Genomic DNA, 12,302 nt, shown 5'->3' on the forward strand with positions numbered 1-12,302 from the left:
TCCCCCCGGAAGTTTATGATTTCGGTCGGCGCGCTTGACGGAAGTTCGTCGCGGCCGAAGCCGCGGCGAAGTTCGAAGCCGGCTTCTCCGAACCAGGTCGCAACAGAGCGTCAGCGTTGCAGGCGTGCGAGCAGGCTCGACGTATCCCACCGCTTGCCGCCCATCTTCTCGACCTCGGAATAGAACTGATCGACCAGCGCAGTCGCCGGCAGATTGGCGCCGTTGCGGCGGGCTTCGGCCAGGGCGATCGAGAGGTCCTTGCGCATCCATTCGACGGCGAAGCCGAAATCGTACTTGCCCTCGTTCATCGTCTTGTAGCGGTTCTCCATCTGCCAGGACTGGGCGGCCCCTTTCGAGATGGTCTCGATCACTGCGGCGACGTCCAGGCCGCTCTTCTTGGCGAAATGGATGCCCTCGGAGAGGCCCTGCACCAGACCGGCGATGCAGATCTGGTTGACCATCTTGGTCAGCTGGCCGCTTCCGGCGGGCCCGAGCAGCTTGCACATCCGCGCATAGGCGCCCGTGATGATCGGCTCGGCGCCGGAATAGGCGTCCTGCGCGCCGCCGCACATCACCGTCAGCACGCCGTTCTCGGCGCCGGCCTGGCCGCCGGAGACGGGGGCGTCGACGAATTTGAAGCCGGCTTTGACGGCGGCTGCGTCGAGCTCACGAGCGACCTCGGCGGAGGCAGTGGTGTGGTCGACGAAGGTCGCACCCTTCTTCATGCCGGCGAAGGCGCCGTCGGGGCCGATCGTGACCGCGCGCAGATCGCTGTCGTTGCCGACGCAGCACATCACGAAATCCTGCCCCTCGGCGGCGGCCTTCGGCGTCGGCGCGGTCTTGCCGCCGAACTTGTCCGCCCATTCCTTCGCCTTGGCCGCGGTGCGGTTGTAGACGGTGACCTCATGGCCCCCTTTTTTCACGAGGTGTCCGGCCATGGGGAAGCCCATCACGCCAAGACCGAGGAAAGCGACTTTAGCCATAGTGGTACCTTGTCCGTAGTTCGGGTTTACGGTTCTTGCCAAGCGAGGGATGCCTGGGTTCCGCGGTGAGGGCGGACCGGAGGCGCACCATAAACCCTTGAGGCCAGAGGGCAACGGCTTCGTTTGGCAGCCTACCGTGCTAGGGTGGCGACCCAAGGACTTCAAAACAAGGGAGCGAGAGCATGGGCGGCGTGAGCGTGGGCGTCCTCGATCATTTCAACATCCGGACCCGGAATCTGGCCGAGACCGTCCGCTTCTATGAAGACGTGCTGGGCCTGGAAAAAGGCGCGCGGCCGAACTTCGCCTTCCCGGGCGCCTGGATGTACAGCGAGGGCAGGCCGGTGGTTCACCTCGTCGACATTTCCCCGACCGACGAGCCACAAAAGCCGGATTCCGGCGTTGTCCACCATGTCGCCTTCGCCAGTCGCGGCTTTGACGGTATGAAACAGCGGCTGGCGTCAAAGAAGATCAAGTTCGAGGCCCGCCAGGTGCCCGGTGGCGATCTCTGGCAGATCTTCGTCCACGACCCCAACGGGGTCATGATCGAGCTGAACTACGAGGCTGCCCTGGAGCAGGGGGAGGCGCCGGCCGAAAAGACGGACGATATCGGCAGACAGTAGCCTTTTGGGCGTTTCCGCTCTAATGGGGCATCCTCAACTGCAGGAGATGCGCTTTGAGCGTGACGCAGCAACAGGTTCTCGATAGCCTCGCCAGGGTCCAGTCGCCCCGCGGGGTCGCGCTCCCCCATGCCAATGTGCTGAGCGCGATCAGCGCCTCCGACGGCAAGGTGTTCTTCTCGATCAATGTCGACGCCGCCGAGGCAAGGGCCTGGGAATCCGTCCGGGCCGAAGCGGAAGCCGCCGTGCGCAGCATTCCCGGCGTCACCACCGTCATGGTGGCGCTGACCGCCGAGCGCAAGCCGGGCTCCGCGCCGCCGCCACCCCCGCAGCCGAGCCGCGGCGCGCCCGGCGTGCAGCCGGCCCATGCCCACAAGCCGCCGCAGGGCGGTGGGTCGCCGATGGCGCGGCAATCGGAAATTCCCGGCGTTGCCGCCGTAATCGCGGTCGCCTCCGGCAAGGGCGGCGTCGGAAAGTCGACCACGGCGCTCAATCTGGCGCTCGGCCTGCGCGACCTCGGCCTCAAGGTCGGGCTGCTCGATGCCGATATCTACGGCCCCTCGGTGCCGCGCCTGACGGGCCTGCGCGACAAGCCGGAGCTGAACGACGAGCGCAAGATGATTCCGCTTCGGCGCTTCGGGCTCGCGATCATGTCGATCGGCTTCCTGGTCGAGGAGGAGACCGCGATGATCTGGCGCGGCCCGATGGTGATGTCGGCGGTGACGCAGATGCTGCGCGACGTCGAATGGGGCAAGCTCGACGTGCTGGTCGTCGACATGCCGCCGGGCACCGGCGATGCCCAGCTCACGCTGGCGCAGAACGTGCCGCTCAAGGGCGCCGTGATCGTCTCGACCCCGCAGGACCTGTCCCTGATCGACGCGCGGCGGGGACTTGCCATGTTCAAGAAGGTCAACGTGCCCGTGCTCGGCATCGTCGAGAATATGAGCTACTTCCAATGCCCGCATTGCGGCACCAAGTCGGATATTTTCGGCCATGGCGGGGCGCGGCACGAGGCCGAGAAGCTCGGCGTCCCATTCCTGGGCGAGATCCCCCTGCACATGGCGATTCGCGCCACCTCGGACGCCGGCAATCCCGTGGTCGACAGCGAGCCGGACGGCCCTCATGCGGCGATCTACCGCGCCATTGCCGGCCAGGTCCGGGACCAGCTCAAGGGTGTCATCGCCGCCGCCTGAATGGGGTCGCCGCGGCAGGCTCCGGGACATGCGACTTTCGTAGAGCCCCGTCATGCCATTGTCGCGTTCCGAAACCGGGCTGGCCGTGTTAAAGGCCCCCCGCAGTCAAGCCCCTTCGGTTCGACGCGCCCTCAACGCGTCGCCGGAACGAGCGGCGGCAAGAAGAGAAGTCAAGGGGAAACGCCCCAGCAAGGAGAGACCTGAAGATGAAGCGTCGTGATTTTCTCAAAGTGTCGGCAGCAGGCGCGGCGGCGACCGCGGTGGCCTCGCCGGCGATCGCGCAATCCTCGCCCGAGGTGAAGTGGCGCCTGACTTCGAGCTTCCCGAAGTCGCTCGACACCATCTATGGCGGCGCCGAGCAGGTGGCGAAGTACGTCGCCGAGATGACTGACAACAAGTTCCAGATTCAGGTGTTCGCCGCCGGCGAAATCGTCCCCGGCCTCCAGGCGCTCGATGCGACCTCGAACGGCACGGTCGATATGTGCCACACCGTGTCGTACTACTACGTCGGCAAGGACCCCACCTTCGCGATCTTCGCCTCGGTGCCGTTCGGCCTCAATGCGCGCCAGCAGAATTCGTGGCTCTATCAGGGCGGCGGCAACGAGCTCGCCAACGAGTTCTTCAAAAAGTCGAACGTGATCGGCTTCCCGTGCGGCAACACCGGCACCCAGATGGGCGGCTGGTTCCGCAAGGAGATCAAGACTGTTGCCGACCTCTCCGGCCTCAAGATGCGCATCGGCGGCATCGCCGGCCAGGTGCTGCAGAAGGTCGGCGTGGTGCCGCAGCAGCTCGCTGGCGGCGACATTTATCCCGCGCTGGAAAAGGGCACGATCGACGCCGCCGAGTGGGTCGGCCCCTATGATGACGAGAAGCTCGGCTTCGCCAAGGTCGCCAAGTACTACTATTATCCGGGTTTCTGGGAGGGCGGTCCGACCGTCCACGCCTTCGCCAACCTGGAAAAGTTCAATGCGCTGCCGAAGAACTACCAGGCGATCCTCACCAACGCGACGGCGACCGCCAACAGCTGGATGGCTGCGCGGTACGACATGCAGAACCCGGCGGCGCTGAAGCGCCTGGTCGCTGGCGGCACCCAGCTGCGTCCGTTCACCAACGAGGTGCTGGAAGCCTGCCTCAAGGCGACCAACGAGCTGTGGGCCGAGGTCTCCGGCAAGAACGCCGACTTCAAGAAGTCGATCGAAGCCATGCAGGCCTACCGCTCCGACGAATATCTGTGGTGGCAGGTTGCCGAATATACCTACGACAGCTTCATGATCCGCTCGCGCACCCGCGGCTGATCTACGGCTTAGGTCGTAAGACCGGAAAGGCCCGGCCTCGCTCGCGAGGCCGGGCTTTTTCTTTGCCGCAGTGAAATCGGGATGGCATTCGGTCCCGTGATGTTCCATGCTGTCGGCAAGCCTCGCAAAGAAGGCTCCACAATTAGATCCATCAGGGTAGGAAATCATGAAGAGAAGAGACTTCATCAAGGTCACAGGACTTGGTGCGGCCGGCGCCGCCACGCTCGCGGCTCCCGCGATCGCGCAGTCGTTGCCGGAAATCAAATGGCGCATGCCGACGAGCTGGCCGAAATCGCTCGACACGCTGTTTGGCGGCGCCGAGATGATGTGCAAGATGGTCGCCGAGGCGACCGACAACAAATTCCAGATCCAGATCTTCGCGGCCGGCGAAATCGTGCCGGGCCTGCAGGTGCTCGACGCCGTGCAGAACGGCACCTGCGAGATCGGCCACACCGCGTCCTATTATTATTTCGGCAAGGACCCGACCTTCACCTTCGGCTCGGCCGTGCCGTTCGGTCCCAACATGCGCATCAACCAGGCCTGGTACATGCTGGGCGGCGGCCGCGACGTGCTCAACGAGTTCTACAAGGGCTACAACGTCATCTCGCTGCTCGCGGGCAACACCGGCTGCCAGATGGGCGGCTGGTTCAGGAAAGAGGTCAACACGCCCGACGATCTCAAGGGCATGAAGTTCCGCATCGGCGGCTTCACCGGCCGCGTGCTCCAGAAGCTCGGCGTGGTGCCGCAGCAGCTCGCCGGCGGCGATATCTATCCGGCGCTGGAGAAGGGCACGATCGACGCCGCCGAATGGGTCGGGCCTTATGACGACGAGAAGCTCGGCTTCTACAAGATCGCGCCGCACTACTACTATCCCGGCTGGTGGGAAGGCGGTCCGATGCTGATGGCTTTCGTCAACCTCGATAAGTGGAACGCGCTGCCGAAATATTACCAGAGCGTGCTGGAGCAGGCCGGCCACTACGCCAACAATTACATGATGGCGCGCTACGACAACGCCAATCCGCTGGCGCTGAGGAAGCTGCTGGCGGGCGGCACCAAGCTGCACGCCTTCTCGCCCGCGATCATGGATGCCTGCTACAAGGCCGCCAAGGAGCTGCACGCCGAAGTCGCTGCGACCAACCCGAACTTCAAGAAAGTGAACGACTCGCTCGCCAAGTTCACGAGCGACGGCTATTCCTGGTTCCAGGTCGCCGAGGTCGGCTACGACATCTTCATGGCGCGGCGCTCGCAAAGTTGATCGCCCTTTGCATGCAGCGTCCCGGAGCCATGGCTCCGGGACGCTGTCGTTTCGGCGTTCGAAGGGCGTCCAAACAAAAGCTGCAAAACAACCCCATGCACAGTAGACGGGGACAGGTTTATCAATGACTTGGCGGCGCAGCGCAAGCTTTCTGCTGAATTACCGAACTCCCGCTTGATGCGTCGGGCAAAACAGTGGTAGAAGCCGATGATCGCAGAATCCGCATTGCGGCTCGGCTGCCAGGCCCAGGGGATCCGATGAGCTTCGATCCCGATCAAGTTCAAAGCGCATTGCGCCGGGCGTGGTCGCTGTCGACGGCCAGCCAATGGACGGCGAGCAATCCGGCGGCAGGACAATGCAACGTCACCTCGCTGCTCGTTCACGAGCTCTTCGGCGGCGACTTGCTGAAGACGCCTCTTCCCGCCGGCGATCATTTCTACAACCGGATCGGAGGCGAGCGGTACGACTTCACGGCGTGCCAGTTTGATCAGCCAATCCCCTATGTGGATTTGACGGCCAGTCGGGCCGAGGCAGAGCTGGGAGCAACGGACGACCAGCTGGCTGCGCTCAGAGCGGCCTTCGAGGGGCAGCGTACCCCTTGACTGGTCAGTCGTACGCTTTTTCGCTGGCCGATGCGCTCGGAATGGTGGAAGAGAGCACCGATGCGGCGCGAGCCGTGCGATGACACCGGGCTATCAGCGGATATGCGATGCGGCTTCTGATCGTCGAGGACAATGCGGAGCTGTCGCGGCTCGTGGCTGGTGGGCTGGCCGCAGCCGGCTATGAGAGCGACATCGTGGGCAGCGCGGCCGAGGCGCGCGAGGCGGTGAACAGCGTCAGCTATGCCGCGATGATCCTCGACCTCGGCCTGCCCGACGGCGACGGCCTGTCGGTGCTGCGCGAGTTGCGTCACCAGATGGAGCCGCTGCCGGTTCTGGTGCTGACTGCGCGCGGCGGCTTGCAGGACCGTGTCACCGGCCTACGCAGCGGCGCCGATGATTATCTGGCAAAACCGTTTGCGATGGAGGAGCTGGTAGCGCGGCTGGAGGCCATCTTGCGCCGCCCCGGCCAGTTGCTCGGCCGCTCGCTCACTCTCGCCAACCTCGTCTATGACACCGAGAGCCGGCAGATCTTCGTCGACGACCAGCCGCGGATTATCTCCGCGCGCGAGACCTCGGTGCTCGAAATCCTGCTGCGCCGACAGGGGCGGGTGGTACCGAAGAAGAACGTCGAGGACCACATCTTCGGGCTCGACGGCGAGGTCGCCTCCAACGCGGTCGAGGTCTACGTGTCACGGTTGCGCAAGCAGCTGACCGAGCACGGCGCCAAGGTTGTGATCCATACTATCCGTGGCGTCGGCTATCTCATGACCGAGGAGAAATAACGTGCCCGCCGCGGGCCGTGCCGGATCGCTGACCTTCAAATCGCTGATCTCGCGCATCGTGTTCCTGCACATCGTCGCGGTCGCGGTGGTCGCGATCTTCCTGCCGCTGGTGTTGTTCTGGCTACTCAACTCCGAGATCGACCAGCTGCATCGCGATGCCATGCGCGCGCAGGCCGAGGTGCTGGCGGAGCGCATCGTCGCGCAGCCGGACGGCACGTTGACCTTCAACCTGCCCGACAGCCTCAAGGGTCTTTATTCGGACGCTTACGGCCGCTACCAGTTCGACATTCGCGATTCCGACGGAAGATCGCTGTTCTCCTCGCACCGGCGTTCCGCCGCTGCGGCGCCATCACGCTTCTCCGAGACCATCTCCGGCGCCGGCGTCACCCGGGACATTGCCGGCAGGACGGTGCGCATTCAAGTCGCCGAGGACCTCGCGCACCGCGACGTCATCATCGACGACATCATCTCGAACTTCTTCCGGCGGGTCGGCTGGATCACCATCCCCATCCTCCTGGTCCTGCTTGCCACCGACATCATCATCTTCCGCCGCGCGATCGCGCCGCTGTGGAAGGCATCGCAGGATGCCAGCAATATCGGCCCCGCGCGCACCGACATCCGGCTGCCGACGGCGCGGATTCCGCGCGAGATCGTGCCGCTGGTCACCGCCGTGAACCAGGCGCTCGACCGCCTCGAGGCCGGCTTTCGCGTGCAGCGGCAGTTCACGGCGGATGCCGCGCATCAATTGCGCACGCCGCTCGCAATCCTGCGCACGCGGATCGAGACGCTCGGCGACGGCGCCGAACGGCAGGCGCTGCATGCCGACATCGAGGCCATGAGCCGGATCGTCGCCCAGCTGCTGGAGATCGCCGAGCTCGACACCCTGGTGCTCGATCCCGGCGAGACCGCGGATTTGCGCGCCGTCTGTGCCGAGGTGGTCGGCTCGATCGCCCCGTTCGCGATTGCCCAACGCAAGGACATCGCGCTGAAGGGCACCGACGCGCCGGTCCTGATCCACGGCAATTCGGAGATGCTGCAGCGCGCGGTGTTCAATCTTGCCGAAAACGCCATCAAGTTCACGGCGGAGGGCACCACCGTCGAGGCCGAGGTGGGGGAGGACGGTTCGGTGCGCGTGCGCGATTCCGGCCCGGGGATTGCGGAGGCTGAGCGCGAGCTGATCTTCCAGCGCTTCTGGCGCGCCGACCGCCGGCGCAGTGACGGCGCGGGGCTAGGACTCTCGATCGTGCGCGCCGTGGCGGACGATCACGCCGCCACGGTCGCGGTGCAGAACCTCCCCGGCGGCGGTGCGGAGTTCACGCTGCGGTTTCGGCTGGCGAACAAAACTACCTCTTTACCCTCTCCCCTTGTTGTGCAGGGCAATCGCATATGACTTGTGGCGGCGATCTGCGCGCACGCCTCGTCCTTCGAGACGGCGCTGATGCGCCTCCTCAGGATGAGGCTAATCAGGGTCGGTGCCCGTTGAACGGCTGCCGCGCACTCCGTCCTCATCCTGAGGAGCCCGCCTAAAGCGGGCGTCTCGAAGGATGGCCGCAGCGAAGAACTTCAAATGCCTTAGTGCTGCCTAGTGGGAGAGGGTGGCGCGCCGCGTAGCGGCGAGACGGGTGGGGGGTTCTCTCCGCGAGTCTCACTCTCAATTGAATTCGCCGAGAGAGAGCCCTCATCCGGCGCTTCGCGCCACCTTCTCCCACAAGGGAGAAGGAAAGACGCGGAGCCGCTATTTCAGCTTGCCGGTGGACAGGTCCATGATCATGCGCGTCGTCAGATAAAGCCGCGGCACGATGCTGTCGATCTGCACATATTCGGCGTCGTTGGAGTGCGCGCCGAAGCTCGACAATCCCATGCCTTCCACCACCGCTCCCTTGGATTGCAGCGCGGCGAAAGCCGCGTCGGTGCCGCCGCCGATGGCCTTCTCGTCGACCTTGAGGGTCAGTCCGATCTCCCCATAGATCGTCTTGCCATAGGCCGCCACCCGGCGCGAGGCCTCGCTGGGTTCGAGCGGCGGGCGCCGCACCTCGAACTTCAGCTCGACCCTGGAATCGGGCAGCAGGCGATTCTTGATCTTGTCCTGCAGCGCCTTCTGCAACTCGTCGAAGTCGGACACCTTGAGGGCGCGCGCGTCGGCCTGGGCCGTCGCCTCGGCAGGGATCACATTACGGTTGGTCCCGGACTTGGACACCGTCCAGTTCAGCTTCAGGCCCTGCTCGGGCTTGGACAAGTCCTTCATCTGCAGCACCTGGTGCGAGAGCTCGTACAGCGCATTCACGCCGCCTTCGGGCCGTGCGCCGGCATGTGACGACTTGCCATGCACGGTGAGATAGGCCGAGCCGATGCCGCTGGTGGCGAGGCGCAGCGTGCCGTCGGTGCCGCCGCCTTCGAACGAGAACACCACGTCCTGATCCGATGCGAGCCTGGTGATGGTGCTGCGCCAGCCGGGCGAGGAGATCTCCTCGTCGCCGTTCGTGAGCACTGTGAGCGTGCCGTAATCCCTGAAGTTCAGCTTCTGCAGCAATGCCACGGTATGGAGAATGAGCGCGATGCCCTGCTTGTCGTCGGCAATGCCGAGCCCGTAGGCCTTGTCGCCGTCGATGCGGAACGGCTGGTCCTTCAGCATGCCCTTCAAGTACACCGTGTCCATGTGGGCAATCAGCATGATCTTCTTGGACCCCGTGCCCTTGAACACGGCGTGCACGGCCGGCCCGATCTTTTCGGGGGTGTCGTCGAGGCGATAGATGTCAGTCGGCTGCAGGATCTCCACCATGCCGCCGAGTTGCTTGAGCTGACCGGCAATGCGCTCGGCGATCTGGTTCAGGCCTTCGATGTCCTTGCTGCCGGATTCGATGTTGACGAGATCGCGCAGCGTGTCGAGCAGCGGCTGCGTTTCGTTCTGCGCCAGCGCATGGACGTCGGCGACCGGCTCGGCCTGCACCAGCGTTGCGGCAGACAGCCAGAGTGAGGCGATCAACGTTCCAAGGAACGTGGAAGCGGGGTGCGATCGGGGCATGAGCGGCCATCCATGCGGGGTGGGGGGACGGCCGGTATGCCTCCGATTTCGCTGCTTGTCACGCGCCGAGGCGCGTCATGCGCCGCGATAGCGGAGCATGACGGCGAGCCTCGTTCCCGCTACTTCTGCGGTGGGCCGAGATCCAGCGGCGGCAGCTCGATCTGCGGGACCTCGATCTTGATCGTAGAGGGATCGATATTCGTCTGCACGCCCTTGTAGTGCATCACCATCGACGGGAACGCGATCACGAGGCCGACCATGATGATCTGGATGACGACGAAGGGCACCGCACCCCAATAGATCTGGCCGGTGGTGACGGGGTCCATCCGCTTGCCGGTGACGCGATCGGTGTATCGCTCCTTCGGCGCGACGGACCGGAGATAGAACAGCGCGAATCCGAACGGCGGGTGCATGAACGAGGTCTGCATGTTGACGCCGAGAATGACGCCGAACCAGATCAGGTCGATGCCGAGCTTCTCGGCCGCCGGTCCCAGCAGCGGAATCACGATGAAGGCCAGCTCGAAGAAGTCGAGGAAGAAGGCCAGTACGAATACGAGCGCGTTGACGAAGATCAGGAAGCCGATCTGGCCGCCCGGCAGCGAGGTGAGCAGATGCTCGACCCAGACGTGACCGTTGACCCCGTAGAAGGTGAGCGAAAAGATGCGGGCGCCGACCAGGATGAACACGACGAAGGCCGACAGCTTGGCGGTCGATTCCGTGGCCTGCCGGATCAGGTCCCAGCTCAGCCGCCGCTTCACGGCACCTAGAATGAGGGCGCCGGCGGCACCCATCGCACCGCCTTCGGTCGGCGTGGCGATGCCGATGAAGATGGTGCCCAGCACCAGGAAGATCAGGAACAGCGGCGGCACCATGACGAAGGTGGTTTGCTGCGCCATCTTCGAGAGGAAACGGAATCCAGTCAGCTTGTCCACCACCCAGTTCAGCACGGCGACGGCGAATGCGAAGATGATGCCGTAGAACATGCTGAGCACGACGTAATCGGCGCCGCGAGTGGTTGAACTGCGCATCATGAACCATCCGAACGCGCAGCTCGCGAGGAACAGCACACCGAGCGAAACGAGGCCGCGATCGCCGTTGTCTTCGCGGAAGCCGATGGCGTCCTTCGGCAGGCCGGGCGTCGCCTTCGGCCAGATCATGCTGACGAGGAAAGCGTAGAGCGCGTAGAGGCCAGCGAGCACGAGGCCGGGGATGAAGGCGCCCTCGTACATGTCGCCCACGGACTTGCCGAGCTGGTCGGCCATCACGATCAGGACGAGGGAGGGTGGAATGATTTGCGCGAGCGTGCCGGAGGCGGCGATGACGCCGGCGGCCACGCGGCGATCATAGCCATAGCGCAGCATGATCGGCAGCGAGATCAGGCCCATCGAGATCACGGACGCCGCGACCACGCCGGTGGTCGCAGCGAGCAGCGCGCCGACGAAGATCACGGCATAGGCGAGGCCGCCGCGGATCGTGCCGAACAGCTGGCCGATGGTGTCGAGCAGGTCCTCGGCCATGCCCGACCGCTCCAGCACCAATCCCATGAAGGTGAAGAAGGGGATCGCGAGCAGCGTGTCGTTGTTCATCACGCCATAGACGCGCTCCGGCAAGGCCTGGAGGAAGTCGGGGTGAAACTGGCCGAGCTCGACGCCGATGATGGCGAAGAACAGGCCGACGGCGCCGAGCGAGAATGCCGCCGGATAGCCCAGCAGCAGCATGACGACCAGCGACACGAACATGATGGGCGCCATATTGGCGATGATGAATGCGGTCATGGATTCCCCTTACACCGTCGCCAACGGCTACTTCTTCTCGATCGCTTCGACGAGATGCTCGACTTCCGCTTCCAGCGCCGACACCTGTGATTCGTGCGGGTCCGGTATCAAGCCGCGCATCACTGCAATCCGCTTGATCAGCTCGGAGATGCCTTGCACCAGCAGAAAAGCGAACCCGATCATGATCAGGGCTTTGGCGGGCCATTGCGGCAGGCCGCCGGCATTGCCGGATTGTTCGTTGATCTGGAAGGAGCGAAGGAAGAACGGCACTCCGGTAATGATCATGACGATACAGATCGGAGTGAGGAAGAACACGTGACCGACGACGTCGATGACGTTGCGCGCCTTCTTCGGCAGCGTGTTGTTCACGATGTCGATGCGAATGTGCTCATTGTCGAGCAGCGTCCAGGGCGAACAGAGCAGGAAGACGATGCTGAACAGCACCCATTGCAGCTCGAGCCACGAATTGGACGACGTGTCAAACGTCTTGCGGATGATCGCGTTGACTGCCGAGATGATAACGGCGAGCACGATCAGCCACGCAATACGCTTGCCGGTCCAGCGCGTGAACGCGTCGATTCTGCTGCTCAACTTAAGGAGCGCTTGCAACGATAGGTCCTCCCCCGATTGTGCCCCGGCCGTCTTGACTGCGCCGAGATGGCGCGTGGCTTATCTCGCCGCGCAGGCATGAGGCCGCCGCACCAAACCAGCGGGCGTGCCGTCAGTCAATCGGAAGTTTGTTGATAGTTAAGGGGAATAAGGCCGGAACTGTACGGAG

At 64.2% G+C, this 12,302-nt stretch carries 11 protein-coding genes; 7 read left to right on the forward strand and 4 right to left on the reverse strand.

What is annotated here, in order from left to right:
* Positions 1 to 110 precede the first annotated feature (110 nt).
* The gene (locus ACVWYQ_RS00765; RefSeq protein ID WP_271547249.1) at positions 111 to 983 is read right to left on the reverse strand and encodes an NAD(P)-dependent oxidoreductase; all 873 of its coding nucleotides are present in this window, start codon (positions 981 to 983) and stop codon (positions 111 to 113) included.
* 182 nt (positions 984 to 1,165) lie between these two features.
* On the opposite strand from ACVWYQ_RS00765, the gene ACVWYQ_RS00770 reads away from it, so the two are divergent.
* From ACVWYQ_RS00770 to ACVWYQ_RS00800, 7 genes are all read left to right on the forward strand, one after another.
* Positions 1,166 to 1,603, forward strand: a complete 438-nt coding sequence (locus ACVWYQ_RS00770; protein ID WP_271547248.1) for a VOC family protein — start codon at positions 1,166 to 1,168, stop codon at positions 1,601 to 1,603.
* 53 nt (positions 1,604 to 1,656) lie between these two features.
* The gene (locus tag ACVWYQ_RS00775) at positions 1,657 to 2,793 is read left to right on the forward strand and encodes an Mrp/NBP35 family ATP-binding protein (RefSeq protein WP_157282350.1); all 1,137 of its coding nucleotides are present in this window, start codon (positions 1,657 to 1,659) and stop codon (positions 2,791 to 2,793) included.
* 206 nt (positions 2,794 to 2,999) lie between these two features.
* Positions 3,000 to 4,088, forward strand: a complete 1,089-nt coding sequence (locus tag ACVWYQ_RS00780; RefSeq protein WP_157282349.1) for a TRAP transporter substrate-binding protein — start codon at positions 3,000 to 3,002, stop codon at positions 4,086 to 4,088.
* A 166-nt stretch (positions 4,089 to 4,254) separates the two neighbouring features.
* On the forward strand, positions 4,255 to 5,343 hold the full coding sequence (locus tag ACVWYQ_RS00785) for a TRAP transporter substrate-binding protein (protein WP_271547247.1): 1,089 nt from the start codon (positions 4,255 to 4,257) through the stop codon (positions 5,341 to 5,343).
* Positions 5,344 to 5,600: 257 nt separating this feature from the next.
* A complete protein-coding gene (locus tag ACVWYQ_RS00790; RefSeq protein WP_275500216.1) occupies positions 5,601 to 5,945 on the forward strand; it encodes a YunG family protein in 345 nt (114 codons plus the stop codon).
* A gap of 107 nt (positions 5,946 to 6,052) precedes the next feature.
* On the forward strand, positions 6,053 to 6,727 hold the full coding sequence (locus tag ACVWYQ_RS00795; protein WP_157282346.1) for a response regulator transcription factor: 675 nt from the start codon (positions 6,053 to 6,055) through the stop codon (positions 6,725 to 6,727).
* Position 6,728: 1 nt separating this feature from the next.
* Complete coding sequence (locus ACVWYQ_RS00800; RefSeq protein ID WP_404541842.1) at positions 6,729 to 8,117, forward strand: sensor histidine kinase; 1,389 nt, start codon at positions 6,729 to 6,731, stop codon at positions 8,115 to 8,117.
* 345 nt (positions 8,118 to 8,462) lie between these two features.
* Here ACVWYQ_RS00800 and ACVWYQ_RS00805 read toward each other — a convergent pair whose 3' ends face one another.
* From ACVWYQ_RS00805 to ACVWYQ_RS00815, 3 genes are all read right to left on the reverse strand, one after another.
* Positions 8,463 to 9,749, reverse strand: coding sequence for a M20/M25/M40 family metallo-hydrolase (locus ACVWYQ_RS00805; protein ID WP_456725347.1), 1,287 nt, complete (start codon positions 9,747 to 9,749; stop codon positions 8,463 to 8,465).
* 119 nt (positions 9,750 to 9,868) lie between these two features.
* Positions 9,869 to 11,524, reverse strand: coding sequence for a TRAP transporter large permease (locus ACVWYQ_RS00810; protein WP_271547243.1), 1,656 nt, complete (start codon positions 11,522 to 11,524; stop codon positions 9,869 to 9,871).
* A gap of 27 nt (positions 11,525 to 11,551) precedes the next feature.
* Positions 11,552 to 12,133, reverse strand: coding sequence for a TRAP transporter small permease subunit (locus ACVWYQ_RS00815; RefSeq protein WP_157282343.1), 582 nt, complete (start codon positions 12,131 to 12,133; stop codon positions 11,552 to 11,554).
* Positions 12,134 to 12,302: the final 169 nt, after the last annotated feature.

The sequence above is a fragment of the Bradyrhizobium sp. USDA 3397 genome (assembly GCF_054060965.1).

Coding starts and splice junctions, on each gene's coding strand:
- ACVWYQ_RS00765 (WP_271547249.1), bottom strand. CDS start 983: ATGGCTAAAGTCGCTTTCCTCGGTCTTGGCGTGATGGGCTTCCCCATG.
- ACVWYQ_RS00770 (WP_271547248.1), top strand. CDS start 1,166: ATGGGCGGCGTGAGCGTGGGCGTCCTCGATCATTTCAACATCCGGACC.
- ACVWYQ_RS00780 (WP_157282349.1), top strand. CDS start 3,000: ATGAAGCGTCGTGATTTTCTCAAAGTGTCGGCAGCAGGCGCGGCGGCG.
- ACVWYQ_RS00785 (WP_271547247.1), top strand. CDS start 4,255: ATGAAGAGAAGAGACTTCATCAAGGTCACAGGACTTGGTGCGGCCGGC.
- ACVWYQ_RS00790 (WP_275500216.1), top strand. CDS start 5,601: ATGAGCTTCGATCCCGATCAAGTTCAAAGCGCATTGCGCCGGGCGTGG.
- ACVWYQ_RS00795 (WP_157282346.1), top strand. CDS start 6,053: ATGCGGCTTCTGATCGTCGAGGACAATGCGGAGCTGTCGCGGCTCGTG.
- ACVWYQ_RS00805 (WP_456725347.1), bottom strand. CDS start 9,749: ATGCCCCGATCGCACCCCGCTTCCACGTTCCTTGGAACGTTGATCGCC.
- ACVWYQ_RS00810 (WP_271547243.1), bottom strand. CDS start 11,524: ATGACCGCATTCATCATCGCCAATATGGCGCCCATCATGTTCGTGTCG.